19 protein-coding genes are annotated in these 16153 nt (G+C 69.6%); 7 read left to right on the top strand and 12 right to left on the bottom strand.

The genetic code is table 11. From position 1 onward, the window contains the following. Positions 1-24 precede the first annotated feature (24 nt). On the bottom strand, positions 25-399 hold the full coding sequence (locus tag ETD86_RS11715; RefSeq protein WP_138666162.1) for a tautomerase family protein: 375 nt from the start codon (positions 397-399) through the stop codon (positions 25-27). 18 nt (positions 400-417) lie between these two features. On the opposite strand from ETD86_RS11715, the gene ETD86_RS11710 reads away from it, so the two are divergent. Genes ETD86_RS11710 through ETD86_RS11700 form a run of 3 tightly spaced genes read left to right on the top strand, consistent with a single transcriptional unit; the run spans position 418 to position 2706 of the window. Continuing rightward, entirely contained in the window at positions 418-1068 is a 651-nt protein-coding gene (locus ETD86_RS11710) for a response regulator (RefSeq protein ID WP_138666161.1), read from the top strand. Positions 1069-1074: 6 nt separating this feature from the next. Then, positions 1075-2127 (top strand): quinone-dependent dihydroorotate dehydrogenase, encoded by a 1053-nt coding sequence (locus tag ETD86_RS11705; protein ID WP_211369984.1) that lies wholly within the window; start codon positions 1075-1077, stop codon positions 2125-2127. A gap of 24 nt (positions 2128-2151) precedes the next feature. Next, the gene (locus ETD86_RS11700) at positions 2152-2706 is read left to right on the top strand and encodes a GNAT family N-acetyltransferase (protein ID WP_138666159.1); all 555 of its coding nucleotides are present in this window, start codon (positions 2152-2154) and stop codon (positions 2704-2706) included. A 1-nt stretch (position 2707) separates the two neighbouring features. Here ETD86_RS11700 and ETD86_RS11695 read toward each other — a convergent pair whose 3' ends face one another. From ETD86_RS11695 to ETD86_RS11680, 4 genes are all read right to left on the bottom strand, one after another. Next, entirely contained in the window at positions 2708-4300 is a 1593-nt protein-coding gene (locus ETD86_RS11695; protein WP_138666158.1) for a beta-N-acetylhexosaminidase, read from the bottom strand. After that, entirely contained in the window at positions 4297-5112 is an 816-nt protein-coding gene (locus tag ETD86_RS11690; RefSeq protein WP_138666157.1) for an N-acetylmuramoyl-L-alanine amidase, read from the bottom strand. The genes ETD86_RS11695 and ETD86_RS11690 overlap by 4 nt, the downstream gene beginning before the upstream one ends. Before the next feature lie 39 nt (positions 5113-5151). Continuing rightward, a complete protein-coding gene (locus tag ETD86_RS11685; protein WP_127937030.1) occupies positions 5152-5403 on the bottom strand; it encodes a hypothetical protein in 252 nt (83 codons plus the stop codon). A gap of 251 nt (positions 5404-5654) precedes the next feature. After that, a complete protein-coding gene (locus tag ETD86_RS11680; RefSeq protein WP_425465625.1) occupies positions 5655-6707 on the bottom strand; it encodes a LacI family DNA-binding transcriptional regulator in 1053 nt (350 codons plus the stop codon). 168 nt (positions 6708-6875) lie between these two features. Between ETD86_RS11680 and ETD86_RS11675 the strand changes: the two genes are divergently transcribed. Continuing rightward, positions 6876-7535, top strand: coding sequence for a TetR/AcrR family transcriptional regulator (locus ETD86_RS11675; RefSeq protein ID WP_246147856.1), 660 nt, complete (start codon positions 6876-6878; stop codon positions 7533-7535). Positions 7536-7791: 256 nt separating this feature from the next. Here ETD86_RS11675 and bldC read toward each other — a convergent pair whose 3' ends face one another. Then, positions 7792-7995 (bottom strand): developmental transcriptional regulator BldC, encoded by a 204-nt coding sequence (gene bldC, locus ETD86_RS11670; RefSeq protein WP_013133571.1) that lies wholly within the window; start codon positions 7993-7995, stop codon positions 7792-7794. 322 nt (positions 7996-8317) lie between these two features. Then, a complete protein-coding gene (locus tag ETD86_RS11665) occupies positions 8318-9184 on the bottom strand; it encodes a DUF8083 family protein (RefSeq protein ID WP_138666156.1) in 867 nt (288 codons plus the stop codon). A gap of 107 nt (positions 9185-9291) precedes the next feature. Here ETD86_RS11665 and ETD86_RS11660 point away from each other — a divergent pair, with 107 nt between their 5' ends. Further along, positions 9292-10371 carry a Glu/Leu/Phe/Val family dehydrogenase gene (locus tag ETD86_RS11660; RefSeq protein ID WP_138666155.1) on the top strand — a complete coding sequence of 360 codons (1080 nt, stop codon included), beginning with the start codon at positions 9292-9294 and terminating at the stop codon, positions 10369-10371. Between the two features lie 151 nt (positions 10372-10522). Further along, complete coding sequence (locus ETD86_RS11655) at positions 10523-10753, top strand: DUF3073 domain-containing protein (protein ID WP_138666154.1); 231 nt, start codon at positions 10523-10525, stop codon at positions 10751-10753. A gap of 100 nt (positions 10754-10853) precedes the next feature. On the opposite strand, the gene ETD86_RS11650 is transcribed toward ETD86_RS11655, so the two are convergent. Next, positions 10854-11684 carry an alpha/beta fold hydrolase gene (locus tag ETD86_RS11650; protein ID WP_138666153.1) on the bottom strand — a complete coding sequence of 277 codons (831 nt, stop codon included), beginning with the start codon at positions 11682-11684 and terminating at the stop codon, positions 10854-10856. 86 nt (positions 11685-11770) lie between these two features. Between ETD86_RS11650 and ETD86_RS11645 the strand changes: the two genes are divergently transcribed. Beyond that, positions 11771-12316, top strand: a complete 546-nt coding sequence (locus ETD86_RS11645) for a CGNR zinc finger domain-containing protein (RefSeq protein ID WP_138666152.1) — start codon at positions 11771-11773, stop codon at positions 12314-12316. A 141-nt stretch (positions 12317-12457) separates the two neighbouring features. On the opposite strand, the gene purM is transcribed toward ETD86_RS11645, so the two are convergent. The 4 genes from purM to ETD86_RS56865 all read right to left on the bottom strand — a co-directional run. Continuing rightward, positions 12458-13483, bottom strand: a complete 1026-nt coding sequence (purM, locus tag ETD86_RS11640; RefSeq protein ID WP_138666151.1) for a phosphoribosylformylglycinamidine cyclo-ligase — start codon at positions 13481-13483, stop codon at positions 12458-12460. A gap of 58 nt (positions 13484-13541) precedes the next feature. Continuing rightward, entirely contained in the window at positions 13542-14978 is a 1437-nt protein-coding gene (gene purF / locus ETD86_RS11635) for an amidophosphoribosyltransferase (RefSeq protein ID WP_138666150.1), read from the bottom strand. Between the two features lie 51 nt (positions 14979-15029). After that, positions 15030-15776 carry an SDR family NAD(P)-dependent oxidoreductase gene (locus ETD86_RS11630; protein ID WP_138666149.1) on the bottom strand — a complete coding sequence of 249 codons (747 nt, stop codon included), beginning with the start codon at positions 15774-15776 and terminating at the stop codon, positions 15030-15032. Positions 15777-15960: 184 nt separating this feature from the next. Then, positions 15961-16153, bottom strand: a 193-nt coding sequence (locus tag ETD86_RS56865) for a hypothetical protein (RefSeq protein WP_211369983.1), incomplete at its 5' end; no start/stop codon positions are given.

Here is a 16153-nt window from a genome sequence, read left to right as displayed (position 1 = left end):
CGTCCGCCCGCACTCTCCTCTTCGCTAGACCTCCACCTTGTACGACAGGGTGAGCTCATCAGCGGGAACACCGCGAATTCCCCAGTTGACCTTGGGCATCTCGATGATGGTGATCTCCAAGTCCTCGGGGTCGTGCGGCCACTTGGCGTAGAGCTCGCGGACCAGCGCCCGTTTGGCGTCGTCGCTGCGCCCGGTGAAGCAGACCACCTCGACGATCAGGTAGCGCTCGCTCCGCTGCGGGCACACGAAGTCGTCGGCGTCCAGCAGCAGGAACCGGTGGAACCGCTTCTCCTCGGGCAGGCCCCACGCGCTCACCAGGCAGGACTGCACCAGATCCGAGATCTCCCGCTGCTGCCCGGACCACACGTCCCGGCGCCCGTACATCTTCACCTGTGCCATGTCGGCCAATATAGAGCTGTGATCCGCATCCTGCTCGCCGACGACGAGGCCATGATCCGCGCCGGGATACGCGCCATCCTCGCGACCGACCCAACGCTGGACGTGGTCGCCGAGGCGGGCGACGGCAGGCAGGCCGTCGACCTGGCCATCCGTCACCTCCCTGACGTGGTGCTGCTCGACATCCGCATGCCGCGGCTCGACGGGCTGGGCGCGGCCGCGGAGATCCGCAGGGTCGCGCCGGAGACGGCCGTGGTGATGCTCACCACATTCGGGGAGGACGACTACATCGCCAAGGCGCTCGACGTCGGGGCCGCGGGCTTTCTGCTGAAGTCGGGCGATCCGCGCGAGCTGATCGCGGGGATCCACGCGGTGGCCGAGGGGGCGGCGTACCTGTCACCCAAGGTCGCGCAGCGGGTCATCGCCCAGCTCGCGGGCGGGAGGATGGCCAGGGGCGCGCAGGCCCGCGACCGCATCGAGGGGCTCACCGAGCGCGAACGCGAAGTGCTCGCCCTGCTCGGCGCCGGGCTGTCCAACGCCGAGATCGCGGCCAGGATGCACATCGTGGAGGGCACGGTGAAGGCGTACGTGAGCGCCATTCTCACCCGGCTCGACGTACGCAACCGTGTACAGGCCGCGATCATCGCCCACGAGGCGGGATTGGTAGCCTGACCCGTGATGTATCGCCTCGTGTTCACGCAGGTCTTGCGGCGTTTCGACGCCGAGGCCGTGCACCATCTGACGGTGAGCGCCCTCGCGCTCCTCGCGCGGCTGCCGCTGGTCAAGCGGCTGCTGCACCGTGCGCTCGCGCCGCACGACCCGGCCCTGCGCGTGACCGCGTTCGGTGTGCACTTCCCCGGCCCGCTGGGGTTGGCGGCCGGGTTCGACAAGGACGCCGCGTGCGCGGAGGGCATCGCGGCGCTCGGCTTCGGGCACGTCGAGGTCGGCACCATCACCGCGCACGCCCAGCCGGGCAACCCGCGCCCACGCCTGTTCCGCCTGACCGCAGAGCACGCGGTGATCAACAGGATGGGCTTCAACAACGCCGGCGCCGTGGCCGCCGCGCGCCGCCTCCGCCGCACCCGCGGCGTGCCCGTCGTGGTCGGGGTGAACATCGGCAAGACCAAGGTGGTGCCCGAGTCCGAGGCCGCGGCCGACTACGTGGCCAGCGCCAAGGAGCTGGCCCCGCTGGCCGACTACCTCGTGGTCAACGTCAGCTCGCCCAACACGCCCGGGCTGCGTAACCTGCAGGCCGTGTCGCTGCTGCGGCCGCTGCTCACCGCGGTCAAGGAGGTCGCGGACGGCACGCCCCGCCGTACCCCGCTGCTGGTGAAGATCGCCCCGGATCTGGCCGACGAGGACGTGGACGCGGTCGCCGACCTGGCGCTGGAGCTCGGGCTGGACGGGATCATCGCGACCAACACCACGATCAGGCACGGCGGCGAGACCGGCGGCCTGTCCGGCCGGCCGCTCAAGGGCCGCTCGCTGGAGGTGCTGCGCCGGCTGCGCGCGCGGGTCGGCGACCGGCTCACGCTGGTGTCGGCCGGTGGGGTGGAGGACGAGGACGACGTCTGGGAGCGCCTGCTGGCGGGCGCGACCCTGGTCCAGGGCTACACGGGCTGGATCTACGGCGGCCCGCTCTGGGCCTCGCGCATCCACCGCCGGCTGGCCAAGCGCGTACGCCGCCACGGCCTGAAGTCGATCATGGAGATCGTCGGCCGCACCGCCTAGCCCACTGCCCACTATCGTGGGACGGTGATCGAAGCGGTGTCACTCACAGACGACGTCGTACTGCGCCTGGCCACCGAGCAGGACGCCGAAGCCATGTTGCGCGCCTACGTCCGCAACCGCGACCACCTGCGGCCGTGGGAGCCCAGCCGGCCCGACGAGTTCTACACGCGGCGCGGCCAGGCCCGCCGGCTCGAGCACGTGCTGGCGCAGCAGGCGGAGGGCCGGGCGGTGCCGTGGGTCCTCGCCGACGGCGACGAGATCGTCGGGCGCATGACGCTCAACAACATCGTCCGCGGGCCGTGGCTCAGCGCCGACCTCGGCTACTGGACGGACGCCCGCTACACCGGCCGCGGCCTGGCCACCAAGGCCGTCGCGGAGGTGTGCCGCATGGCGGACGAGGACATGAGCCTGCACAGGATCGCCGCCGGCACACTGCTCCACAACGCCGCCTCGCAGAGTGTCCTGCTCAAGTGCGGCTTCGAGGCGTACGGTGTCGCGCCGCGCTATCTGGAGATCGACGGCAAGTGGCAGGACCACCGGCTGTTCCAGCGCATACTCAACGACCGCCCGGCTCTTTGAGTCACACGCTCGGCCGGGTGGACTCCGGGTCGTGCGTCATGTCGTCGATGCGCGCCATCACGTCCGCCACCCGCACGCCGCTCGGGCGGTGCGGCCGCCGCCGCTGCCACGGATGCGGCCCGGCGAGCGGCCGATACTCCACCCCGATCGCGTCCAGCCGCCCCAGATGCTCCACCAGCCGCCCGGCGAAGCCCTCCTGGCCGGTGCCCGACCAGGCGACCTCGGCGAGCGCGCAGGCCCGCGGCCACATGCGGTAGTCCACCGTGCGGGCGTCCGGCACCCGCTCGGTCCACAACTGCGCCTGCGCCCCGATGACCCGCGCGCGCTCCTCGTCCGTCCACTCCGCGGGCGCCGGCCGGAACGCCGCCACGTCCTCGACGGTGATCGCGTCCCCGATGGCCATCGGCTCGTCGGTCGAGGCCGACTCGGCGTAGTCGAAGTAGAGCGGGAACACCGGTGTGGCCACCACGTCGTGCCCGGCGGCCGCGGCGCGCCGGCCCACGCCCATGCCGCGCCACGGCATGACGACGGTGTCCTGCCGCAGCCCGCCGCTGACGAACGCCTCGTCCCACACCACGGCCCGCGATCCCCGCTCGGCCAGCGCGTCCGCCAGCCGCCGCAGGAACCACGCCTGCAAGTCATTGGCGGTGGCGAGCCCCAGCGAGTCGCGGTACGCGGTGATCTCCGCCGAGCCGGCCCAGCGGTCGAGCACGACCTCGTCCCCGCCGATGTGCACGTACGGCGTCTCGCCCAGCGCCCCCATCAGCTCGTCGAAGATCGTGGTCAGGAACTCCACGGTCGGCGGCAGCGGCGACAGGATCGCGGGGGAGATGCCCCACTGGTCCAGCACGTCGTGCCGCTCCCCGGTGGCCCCGAGGGCCGGGTACGCCGCCAGGATCGCCGACGCGTGCCCCGGCACGTCGATTTCGGGCACGACCGTGACGCAGCGCGCCCGGGCGTACGCACCGATCTCCGCCAGGTCGTCGAGCGTGTAGTAGCCGCCGTGCGGGACGTCGTCGTACGCCTCCGGCTCCCGGTAGTAGTTGATCGCCGTCCGCGGCCGGTGCGCCGCGACCTCGTGCAGCAGCGGGTAGGCCCGGCTCTCCACGCGCCACCCCTGGTCGTCCACCAGGTGCAGGTGGAGCCGGTTGAGCTTGTGCATCGCCATCAGGTCCAGCAGGCGGAGGATCTCCCGCTTGGGGAAGAAGTGCCGCGCCACGTCCAGGTGCAGCCCCCGCCAGGAGAACCGCGGCGCGTCCTCGATCCGTACGCCTGGCACCAGCCATGACGTGTTCCCCGCCAGCCGGTAGGAGGCAGGGGGTAGCAGCTGGTGCAACGACTGCGCCGCGTAGAAAGCGCCGGCTCGCCCGCCGGCCACGATCTCAATGCCCCGCGAGCCGGCCGTCAGCCGGTACGCCTCCTCGCCCAGGGCCGGATCCTGCCGTACGTCGATCTCCCCGGAGTCGCCGGGACGCAGGTCGAGCACGGGCAGTGCCAGGCGCACGGCGTCCACCAGGTCGCCGGACACGGTCGCGCCCGTGGTCAGTTCAAAGGAAGCGGACAGATCGCTGAGCAGCTCAGGGCGAGGAATCATGCTTCGAGATAGTGCTGCAATCCGTTCGCCAGCGCCAGCGCGATCCGCTGCCGGAACTTCGGGTCCTGGAACTTGGCCGCCTCGACCGCGTTGCGCATGTTGCCGGACTCGATGAAGACCTTCGGCACCGTCGACAGGTTGAGCCCGCCCAGGTCGTTGCGGTAGCTCAGGGCCTTGCTTCCGATGTAGGTCGAGTAGGGCAGGCCGGTGCCCTTCGCGAAGGCGTCGCGTACGGCCAGGCCCAGCTTGTTGGACTTGCCCACGACCTTGTCCACAGGCCCGTTGATCTTCTTGGGGATGATGACGTGGAAGCCGCGGTTGCCCGGGGCCGAGCCGTCGGCGTGCACGGAGATCGCGGCGTCCGCCTTGGCCTTGTTGCCGATCGCGGCCCGTTCGGTGATGCACGGCCCGACGCCGTTGTTGTTCTGCCTGGTCAGCTTGACCGTGGCGCCGCGGTTCTTGAGGATCCTGGCGAGGCGGGTGGAGACGTCCCACGTGAAAGCGGCCTCGCTGTAGCCGTTGTTCGTGGCGGTGCCGGTCGTGTCGCAGGCCTTCCACTGGGTCAGCACGTTGACCTTGCGGTTGATGGCCGCGGGATCGCGGCGGTTGCCGCCGTTGTGGCCGGGGTCGATGACGATGACCTTGCCGTCCAGCGGCTTGCCCTCCGGCGGCGCGTCCTTCGCCGGCGCCTGCTCCTGCACGGCGGTCGCGGGAGCGGCCTGACCTGCCGCGGCGCCACCGGAGCCGGTGCCGCCGCACGCGGAGGCGATCAGGCCGCAGACGGCGAGTACTGACGCTGGTAGAGCACGCATGGGCTCCAACTTACGTCAAACCCGGTACTCGGACCGTCTTTATGAGAACCCCGGTGCGCCGACCTCCTGACGATCCAGCAGGGCGGCCAGCTCCCGCGCGTCCTCGGCGTCGAGACCGAGGACGACGCGGGGGCGGCCCCACGGATGGTCGAGGGAGTGGGCGACGTAGCTGGCGACGGATTCGGCGCCGGCGTCGACGCCGCGCCCCCTGCCCGCGCGCCAGTGCCCCCAGGCGCGCTCGAGCTCGGCCGCCGCCCGCTGGGCGCAGGACACCAGTTCCGGATCACGCATGACTGTTCCCCCGGATCAGATCGTGACCGGATGATCCGGCCACAAATAGCATGACCCTGCCGAGTAAACCGCCGCGCGGGCGCCACGCCACGCTGCTTGACCCAGCCTTGGGAGAAACGTGCGCTAGCGGCCTCCCGTACCGGCAGCGCGCTTTACGGCTGGCATACGAATGAGAAACCTGCTCCAGCAGGCTGCCGCCCTGCTGCCGTGTGCGGGTCCAGGCCGCAGCGGCGGTCCGCCTTGCGGATTGCTCATTCGACCTTTCCCGTGCTGCGACGGACGATCAGCTCGGGGCGGACTTCGCGCATGCGGGCGCCCTTGCCGGGGTCTCCGATCCTGTCGCTCAGCAGCGCGGCGGCTGATCGGCCCATCGCACGGCGGGGCTGATCGACCGAGGTCAGCGAGATGTGCCGGGAGGCCGACAGATGTGTGTTGTCGTACCCGACCACGGAGAGGTCTTCCGGAACACGCAGGCCCAGTTCGTCGGCGGCGGACAGCACGCCGAGCGCGACCACGTCATTGGCGGCGAAGATCGCCGTGGGCCTGGGGTCGCGGGTGAGCAGCGCGATCGCCGCCTGCCGGCCGCCGTCCTCGGAGGAGTCCGCGGCCTCGACCATGATGTACGGCGCCAGCGAGTGCCTGCGCATTGCCACGAGGTACCCCTCGCAGCGCGAGGAACGCGGGCCCTCGATGTGCGCGATGCGCTTGTGGCCGAGCTCGACCAGGTGGTCGATGGCCAGACGGGCGCCGAGTTGGTCGTCGTCGACCACGATGTCGACGCTGTCGAGCTCGATGTCACGTTCCCCGACGACGACGGTCGGCGTGTAGGCGGTGGCCTCGATCAGCGTCTCGCTGGTCGGCGGTATGCCCAGCAGGACCAGCCCGTCGACCCTGAGCTCGAGGAAGGCCTCGACGGCCTCGTCCTCGAACGCCGGGTCCCACTGGCTGTTCCCGATCAGCATGCGCAGGCCGTCGCCGTGCAGGCTCTCCTGCAGGCCGTCAAGGAACTCGGCGTAGAACGGGTTGTGCAGGTCGGCGACGAGCGCGCCGACGAGGTGGGTACGGCCTTCCACGAGGCTGCGAGCGACCGCGTTCGGCCGGTAGCCGAGCTCACGGGCGGCGGCGAGCACCGCCTGGCGCCGGTGCTCGCTCACGTGCGGGGATCCGCGCAACACGAGGGAGACCAGCGATTTCGAGACGCCGGCTCGCTCGGCGACGTTGCGGATGGTGGGTCTGGGCCGAGGCAGGGCGTCTACCTCTCTGAGCTCAGCGATAGTTGAAGTGTTGACGGGCGGTCCTGACATGTGTCTCCCCCGCGGGGCGGATACGGGCACCTGTCTGACCAAACGATCGAGTTAGCCGCAGGGTACGGCCTTCGTCACGGATTGACTCACTAGTTCGTCACGGGTTGACAGATCAGATGCCGATATTGACCGGATATCCACACGTCAGCCATTCGATACTGTGCAGGTGTGACACCCGGGAAGTCAGCCGAGACGGCACGGCCGGCGCGGCGCAGGCTCAGCGTGGACCGCCGTCGCGAGGAGCTCATGGCGGCAGCCCTGGAGCTGTTCAGCACTCGCGACGCCGAGGACGTCTCGATCGACGACGTGGCGACGGCGGCAGGCGCCTCGCGGGCCCTGGTCTACCACTACTTCGGCGGCAAACAGGAGCTCTACGTGGCCGCGCTGAAGAGCGCGGCGGAGCAGTTGGAGTCCCGGCTGCGCCCGGCGGAGGGCGGACGGCCGCTGGACGAGCTGGCCTCGGGGCTCAGGCGCTATTTCGACTTCGTCGAGGAGCACGCGGCCGGATTCGCGGCCCTGCTGCGCGGGGGTCCCGCCAACAGAACGGGCGAGGTCGGCGAGATCGTGGACGGCGTGCGCCGCCGGCTTTTCCGCCTCATCCAGAAGCAAATGGGCGTCGAGGAGCCCAGCCCGGTGTTGCGCACGACGCTGCGGTCGTGGATCGCCTCCGTGGAGACCGCCGGCCTCGACTGGCTGGAGCATCGCGACATCGAGCGTTCGACGCTCGAGCGCATGCTCGTCGACCACATGGTGGCGCTGCTCGGGGTAGCCGCCACCCATGACAGCGACGTGGCCGCGTTGATGCGGGTCTATGGCCTCACTCCGTGAGGCGGGCTCGGTCGCCCTATGCCGCCGCCTGTTCATGGCCTCACTTCGTGAGGCGGGCTCGGTCGCCCTATGCCGCCGCCTTCCTCCGCTCTGGTCGCTACGCTCCCGCCGCTCCTCCAGGCGACGGCGCTCCCTCGCGAGGTAAGAAGGATGGCGCCGGGCGGGCGGCGCCAACTTCCGACGGTGGTGGACCGGGCCCAGCCTCGGCCTGGTCCACCCCTCACCCCCCTGAGGATCGTGAGTGACGACCCTCTGGTTACTCGGAACGCTGCTGCGGAATGCCCGCGAGCAGTGCCCGAACCTCGGTCTCCCGGTAACGCCGATGACCGCCCAGGGTGCGAATCGACGTCAACTTGCCCGCCTTGGCCCACCGCGTGACGGTCTTGGGGTCGACCCTGAACATGGTGGCGACCTCAGCGGGCGTAAGCAGTGGCTCGGCCTCGGGTGTACGAGCTGACATTTGTGCGGCCTCTCCTCCGTGTGGACCGGCTTCGCGATCCTGTGACTGCCTTTGCGCGTGTCACGGATGTCCACCTATGGCCCAGAGCGTGCGGCTTTTCTGAGCCATATGCGGCATCACCCGATGTGACCATACCGCCACGCAGAGCGATTGGCGAGCCCTTCTTTGACCCGACTGCCTGCCTACGTGGCCATGTCACGCTCGGTGATTCTAGCGACACGGTTCGTGGTATCGCAGTGAAAACGGCAAACTACTCAGTTCGCAGAAGAGAGCAGCCGTGAGACGTGACCTACTCATGCAGGTCAGACGGCCGCATTGGGGCTCAGTTGGCAGATTCCAGCTGTTGCATTGACTTCCACCGGAGGATCACCCTCTGGTACATGGCGTAGGCAAGTTCTTCTTGACCCGTGTCCAGGCCCGTCAGAGCCGCCGCGAGCTCCGCCACCGACTGGTCGGCCTGCAGCGCGTCGTCGTCCATGAGGTGCACGAGGCCGCCGTAGTCCAGCTCGACCAGCGAATGAGGGTGGAACTCCTCCAGCCACCGCGCGATGTCCTCCACGTCGAAGTTGGCCGCCACGTCCCCCAGGTGCCTGCGCAGCACGTTGAGCGCACGCGCCGCCCGCCTCCTGGCCTGCGCCATGGAGGTGACGTAGATGAGGTTGCGTCCGGTCGCCGTGGTCTTCACGTCCTGCCCAGGAGTGGAGGAGCCGAGCACCAGCCAGCGCTCGTTCCCATCAAACGGCACGAACCACGATGGCGGCACATGCCACGCCGTAGTGCGAATGTGCGTGCGCAACGCGGACGAGTCGGCCTGGCGTTTGAACCGGTCGAAGTCGTCGGCGATCTGCTCGGCGACGCCTTTGGGCACGAGGCGGTCCATCAGCTTCACGGGAGTGTTCCCGCGCAGCCTTGAGAACGCCAGCCATGAGCGCAGGCGGGTCTGCCAGGGGCAAACGTACAGACGGTCTTCAACGCGCCGTAGATAGGCGTTGGGGCTCTCCTGGGCGGGAACGGGTTGAGGGGGCATGCCGAGCAGGCGCATGACCGACTCGCCGTGCTCCGCATTGAGCGCGTTCGCGCGGCGCGGGCGGTCACGTGAGTCGGCGTAATCGGCCCACACCTTGCGCTCGGACTCGGCGAACGCGGTCAGTGGCTCATAGACGCGGAGGTAGGCGGCATAGGGCAGCACGGAGGCATCGTGTCACGAAGCGACCCTGCATGCACCGTTGAGGCTTACTACGCTGTGAGGTGATCTCCGCCGCAACGGTGCGGCGGACCGGACAGGGAGTCACTACCGTGACCGACGTCTTCGGCTCGTCCCACAAGGACGTCCATGAGCAGGTCGTGTTCTGCGCCGACGAGCAGAGCGGCCTGCGTGCCATCATCGCCATCCACAACACCGCACTCGGACCGGCGCTGGGAGGCACCAGGTTCTATCCGTACGAGAGCGAGCAGGCGGCCCTCGCCGACGTGCTCAACCTGGCCAAGGGCATGGCCTACAAGAACGCGCTGGCCGGCCTGGACCTGGGTGGCGGCAAGGCCGTCATCATCGGCGACCCGGCCAAGGACAAGAGCGAGGCGCTGCTGCGCGCGTACGGCAGGTTCGTCGAGTCGCTCGGCGGGCGCTACATCACCGCCTGCGACGTCGGCACCTACAGCGAGGACATGGACATCGTCGCCCGTGAGTGCCGCTTCGTGACCGGCCGCACGCCGGCCAACGGAGGGGCGGGTGATTCGTCCATCCTCACGGCGTTCGGTGTGTTCCAGGGCATGCGGGCCTCGGCCGAGCGGGTCTACGGCACACCGTCGCTGCACGGCAAGCGGGTCGGCGTCGAAGGGGTCGGCAAGGTGGGCCACCGCCTGGTCGAGCTCTTGCGCGAAGACGGCGCCGAGGTCGTGATCTGCGACGTCAGCCCCAAGGCGATCGAGCGCGTCCGCCTGCGACACCCCGAAGTGGACGTGGTGCCCGACGCCCGGGCCCTGGCGTCGGCCGACATCGACGTGTTCGCGCCGTGCGCGCTGGGCGGCGCGCTCGACGACGACACCGTGGCTCGGCTGAACGCGAAGATCGTGTGCGGCGCGGCCAACAACCAGCTCGCCCACCCGGGTGTGGAGAAGCAGCTCGCCGAACGCGGGATCCTCTACGCGCCGGACTACGTGGTCAATTCCGGCGGAGTGATCCAGGTCGCGGATGAGATCAAGGGGTTCGACATGGATCGGGCCAGGTCCAAAGCCGCCCAGATCTATGACACGACTCTGAAGATCTTCCGAATCGCGGCCGATGAGGGCGTTCCTCCCGCGGTCGCAGCGGATAGGCTAGCTGAGCGCAGAATGTCGGAAGTCGGGCGTATTAGGGCTATTTGGCTGGGCCACTGACGCCCCACGCCCATACGACGTACCGAGCTGGGCACAAAACAGGTACGGTAATAGGCGAACGATAGGCTGACGTCCAAAGTCAGGCGGCGTCAGTGTGTGGTGCGTTAGCGACGAGGGGTCGGGGACGACCCCACACGAGGGGGTCGAGCCAATGGGGCGCGGCCGAGCAAAGGCCAAGCAGGTCAAGGTTGCTCGCCAGCTGAAGTACAACAGCGGTGGCACGGATCTTGACCGTCTTCGCGACGAACTCGGGGTCGGAGACTCCAGCCGCAATGACGACGCCGACGACCTCAACGATGAGCTGGCGGATCGCTATGCCGATTACGCCGATGACTATGACACCGGAGACGACGACGATGGCCGTCCGTCCGGCCGTCGATAGCCACTCTCCGGGTTGACGTGCCGAGGGCCCGGCCGCACCCTTCGTGCGCCGGATCCTCGCTCACGTTCGTCGGGCCCCACGGGCAACCGTGGGGCTTTCGTCACGCTTGCCGGGCAAGAAAGCCGGCGATGAGTGGGGCGATCTCCGGAAGTTTCTCCTCCAGTGCGAAGTGCCCGGTGTCGAACACGTGTATCTCGGCCTCGGGCACGTCGCGCCTGTACGCGTGCGCGCCGGGCTCGGGGAAGAACGCGTCTCCCCGTCCCCAGAGCACCAGCGTGGGCGGGCGGTGCTCGCGTAGCCATGCCTGCCAGGCGGGATAGAGCTCCACGTTCGACCGGTAGTCCAGCGCGAGCGCCAGTTGTGCTTCCTTGCGTCCGGGCAGGTCGAGGAAGTGCTGGTCGAGCGTCCATCCGTCGGGCGCGATCAGTGCCGGATCCGTCGTGCCGCCCTCGTACTGACTCCGCGTGACCGGCAGCGTGAACAGGTCCTTCACGGGGGAGTCGATGGTCTTGCGCGCCAGCTCGGAGAGTCCCTCGTCGTAGGCGTTGGCGTTCTGGACGATCAGGGCGGCGATCCACTCGGGATGCCGGGTGGCGACCCGGAAGCCGACCGGGCCGCCGAAGTCGAACGCGTACCACACGAACCGCTCCAGGCCGATCGCCCGGACGAATCCCTCGATCACGTCGGCGAGGCGGTCGAAGGAGTAGACGAAGCCGTCCGGCGCCTGTGTGTGCCCGAAGCCGGGGTAGTCGGGCGCGATCAGCCGGTAGCGGTCGCCCAGCGCGTCCATCAACCGCCTGTACTGGTGTGAGGCGGACGGGAAGCCGTGCAGGAGAAGCACCGGCAGCGCGTTCCGCGGCCCGGCCTCGCGGTAGAAGACCCGCACGCCGTCCACGTCCACGAACCCGTGCCGTACCTGAGGAATGTCCATAACTAATGTCTCTTTCGATGGAAGATGCATTAGTTATAACCAGTTTCCGGCTAATGGGTCAAGTATCGGATGTACCATTAGTTGGCATGGAGCTCCTGATCGGTGAGCCGCTCGCGCTGGACCTGGTCAACACGCGTGCCCGCGACTTCGACGCCCTTGACGCGCCCGGGGACTTCCAGACGTGGCTCGCCCGCCAGACCGACCGGCTCACGGCGCCGTCGGCCCCGCTCACGGCCGCGGGACTGGCCGCCGTCCGCCGCCTGCGCGGCCATGTGGAGTCGGCGCTGAACGCCGTGCGGGAGGGCGCTTCGCCGCCGGACGCGGCGGTCGCCGCCCTCAACGAGGCGGCCCGCGGCGCTCCGCCCTACCGCGTGCTGGAGTGGCGGGACGGGACGTTCCGCACGGGCATGGGACGGGACGGCGACGACCTGGCGCGGCTGCTCGCCCAGCTCGCCGAGGCCGCCGCCGACCTGCTCACCGACCCGGCCGTCGGCCGGATCCGCGGCTGCGAGGGCCCTCAGTGCCGCATGTTGTTCCTGCCCGCCCACCCCCGCCGCCGCTGGTGCTCACCGGAGCTGTGCGGCAACCGTGTCCGCGTGGCCCGCTACTACCAGCGGCACAAGACCACCTGAGTCAGAGCTGCCGGCCGATCGCGTGGTTGGACGGGCCCTCGGCGGCCAGGCGGGCGATCTTCAGCTCCTGCGGCGCTCGACACCCCGGCCGATCGCCGCGCTGCGCGTGAGGGCCGCGGCCCGGTCCCCGGGCCGGGCGGCTTAGCGGTAGTGGGCCGAGCCGGTGCCTGGGACGACTTCGCCCAGGACCCAGGCGGGCAGGCCGCGGTCGGCCAGTAGGCGGATGGCGGCGTCGGCGGCGTCGGGGGCGACGATGGCGGCCATGCCGACCCCCAGGTTGAACGTGCGGTCCATGTCCTTCTGGGCCACCCGCCCATGCCCGGCCAGCACGCCGAAGATCGGCGGTGGGGTCCAGGAGGAACGGTCGAGCAGGGCGTCCAGGTGGTTGGGGAGGGAGCGCGACACATTGCCCTCGATCCCGCCGCCCGTGATGTGCGCGAAGGCGTGGACCGAGCCCGTACGGGCCAATTTCAGGCAGTCGAGCGAATAGATGCGGGTCGGCTCCAGCAGTTCCTCGCCCAGGGGGCGGCCCAGCTCGGGCAGCACCGTCTCGAGCGACAGCGAGGCCTCGCGCAGGATGTGGCGCACCAGCGAGTAGCCATTGGAGTGCACGCCCGAGGAGGCGAGCCCCAGCACCACGTCACCCTCCTGGACCTGGGAGGGCCCGAGCATGGCGGACGCCTCCACGACGCCGGTCCCGGCTCCCGCCAGGTCGTACTCGTCCGGCCCCATCGCCCCCGGGTGCTCGGCCGTCTCGCCGCCCACGAGCGCGGCCCCGGCCAGGCGGCAGCCCTCGGCGACGCCGCCGACGATCTCGGCGATGCGCTCGGGCACCACCTTGCCGCAGGCGATGTAGTCGGTCATGAACAGCGGCTCGGCCCCGCACACCACCAGGTCGTCCAGGACCATGCCGACCAGGTCGATGCCGATCGTGTCGTGCTTGCCGTACTGCTGAGCGATCATGACCTTGGTGCCCACCCCGTCGGTGGAGGTGGCCAGCAGCGGCCGCTCATATCGCAGCAGGGCGGAGGCGTCGAACAGGCCGGCGAAACCGCTGGCGTCGTCGACCACCTCGGGCCGCCGAGAGCGCGCCACCTTGTTCTTCATCAGGTCGACGGCCCGCTCGCCGGCCGCGATGTCCACACCGGCGGCTTCGTACGTGCTCACGCAGCCTCCTTCGTCGGCAGCGTGAGCACTTGCACTGCTGTGTCCATGGTTCGCTCGATCACGCCTTGGTCTCCAACACGAACTTGCCCACGTTGTCCTGGTCGATGGGGATGGGGTACGAGCCGTCGAAGCAGGCCCTGCAGAGGCGGTCGGCCGGAATCGTGGTGGCCTTGGTGAGGCCCTCCAGGGAGATGTAGCCCAGCGAGTCCGCGCCGAGCGAGGCCCGAATCTCCTCCACCGTCAGCGAGCCCGCGATCAGCTCCGCCCTGGTGGCGAAGTCGATGCCGTAGAAGCACGGCCAGGCCACGGGCGGCGAGGAGATGCGTACGTGCACCTCACGAGCTCCCGCCTCGCGCAACATCTTCACGATGGCCCGCTGCGTGTTGCCCCGCACGATCGAGTCGTCCACGACCACCAGCCGCTTGCCCTCGACGACCTCGCGCAGCGGGTTGAGCTTGAGCCGGATGCCGAGCTGGCGGATGGTCTGGGAGGGCTGGATGAAGGTGCGGCCCACGTAGGAGTTCTTGACCAGCCCCTGCCCGTACGGGATCCCGCTCTCCTGCGCGTAGCCGACGGCGGCCGGGGTGCCGGACTCCGGCGTGGGGATGACCAGGTCAGCCTCCACAGGGTGCTCGCGGGCCAGCACGCGGCCGACCTCGACCCGGGTGACCTGGACGCCGCGGCCCGCGATGGTGGTGTCGGGGCGCGCGAGGTAGACGTACTCGAACAGGCAGCCCTTCGGCTCGGCCAGCGCGAAGCGGCGCGATCGCACGCCGCGCTCGTCGATGGTGAGCATCTCGCCCGGCTCGATCTCGCGGACGAACGTGGCGCCCACGATGTCGAGCGCGGCCGTCTCGGAGGCCACCACCCAGCCGCGTTCGAGCCGGCCGAGCACCAGCGGGCGGATGCCCTGTGGGTCGCGGGCCGCGTAGAGCGTCTTCTCGTCCATGAACACGAGCGAGTAAGCGCCCTTGACCTGCGGGAGCAGCTCGGCGGCAGCGTCCTCGACGGAGCGGGTGCGGTCCTGGGCCAGGAGCGTGGTCAGGACCTCGGTGTCGGTGGTGGCTCTGGTCGACCCCGGGGCCAGGCGCTGGGCCAGCTCCGGGGTGTTGATCAGGTTGCCGTTGTGCGCGAGCGCGAGGCCGCCGACGTCGGTGGAGCTCAACGTCGGCTGCGCGTTCTCCCACACACTCGATCCGGTCGTGGAGTAGCGGCAGTGGCCGATGGCCAGGTGGCCGCGGAGGGTGCCGAGCACAGACTCGTCGAAGACCTGGGCGACGAGGCCCATGTCCTTGTAGACGAGAATGCGGCTGCCCTCGCTGACCGCGATGCCCGCGGACTCCTGGCCGCGGTGCTGCAACGCGTACAGCCCGTAGTAGGTGAGTTTGGAAACTTCCTCGCCTGGCGCCCACACGCCGAAGACGCCACAAGCGTCTTTTGGAGCGCGGTCGTGGGGGTCCAGGTCATGGCCGAGCCGGCCGTCGCCCTTCAGCACATGCCTCAGTCTAGGTTGGCCGAATCCGTGCTCGCACACCCGGGGGCGAGATCACACTGCGTGTGATGACCTGCCCGCATTCGACCCGTCGCGAACGAACTCCCCGGTGACGTTACGGTTGGCGGCGGAGCCGAGGAAGACGATCAAGGCGGCCAGGTCGTCGGCCGTGGACAGCCGGCGGCTGGGTGTGCGGGCGGCGATCTCGTCCAGGACCTGCTGCGAGACGGGGCGGGCGACGTCGGTGACGGTGAGGCCGGCGACCGCCACGTTCACCAGGATGCCGTCCCTGCCGGACTCCCACGCCAGGGCGCGGGCCATGCCGTGCAGGGCCATCTTCGCGGTGCCGTACGGGCCGGGGCCCGGCAGCCCTTCCTCGGCCGCCCCCGACGACACGAACACGATCCTGCCGAACTTCCGCCGCCGCATCCCGGGCAGGACGGCTTGGGCGAGCAGGGCGTTGCCGACGACGTTGGCGTGCAGGGCGGCCGTCCACTCCGTGGCGGGCACCTCCTCGAACGGGATGCTGTTGGGCATGATCGTGCCCCAGCGGACGGCGTTCGCGACGAGCGCGTCCACCGGGCCGGCCTGGGCGACGGCGGGTGCGATCGTCGTATGGTCCTCCAGGTCCAGATGGACGGCCGCGGCCTCGCCGCCTTCCGCCTCGATGCGCTTGACGATCTCGGCGGCCCGGTCCGCGCCGGAGTTGTAGGTGATCGTGACGCGTGCCCCGGTCTTGGCGTACGCGAGCGCGGTGGCAGCGCCGATGCCCGACGAGCCACCGGTAACGAGCACATGCATGGAAAAATCCCTCCAAGATTTGGATTAGCCGACTAATTAGCCAGCTAACTCTATGGGAGGCCGCCAGGCAAGGGGGTTGTTGGGTCGGACCGGGGCGCCCTGCCGGGATTGCTCCCGGTGGGTTTCCCCGGCCCGCCCGCCGAACCCGCCGTGCCCATTACTGAGCAACGGGCTCTCCACGAGATCATGCCGTTGAGGTCGGGCCGATCAGGGCCTCCGGCCAGGGGCTGGGGATGGCGTTACCCCGGTAGAACCGGAAGCCATGATCGGCTAACGCCCAACGGTGCAGCTTGGTCTGCATCTTCCGTACCCGCGCCTCAGCGGTGAACACCGACGGCCACGCGACCGGGGCATCCACCCCGGATTCTCCGGACATT

Source organism: Nonomuraea turkmeniaca, assembly GCF_005889735.1.
GTDB classification, from domain to species: domain Bacteria; phylum Actinomycetota; class Actinomycetes; order Streptosporangiales; family Streptosporangiaceae; genus Nonomuraea; species Nonomuraea turkmeniaca.
Note: the sequence above shows the minus strand (reverse complement) of the source record. Positions and strands in the feature narration are given on the sequence as shown.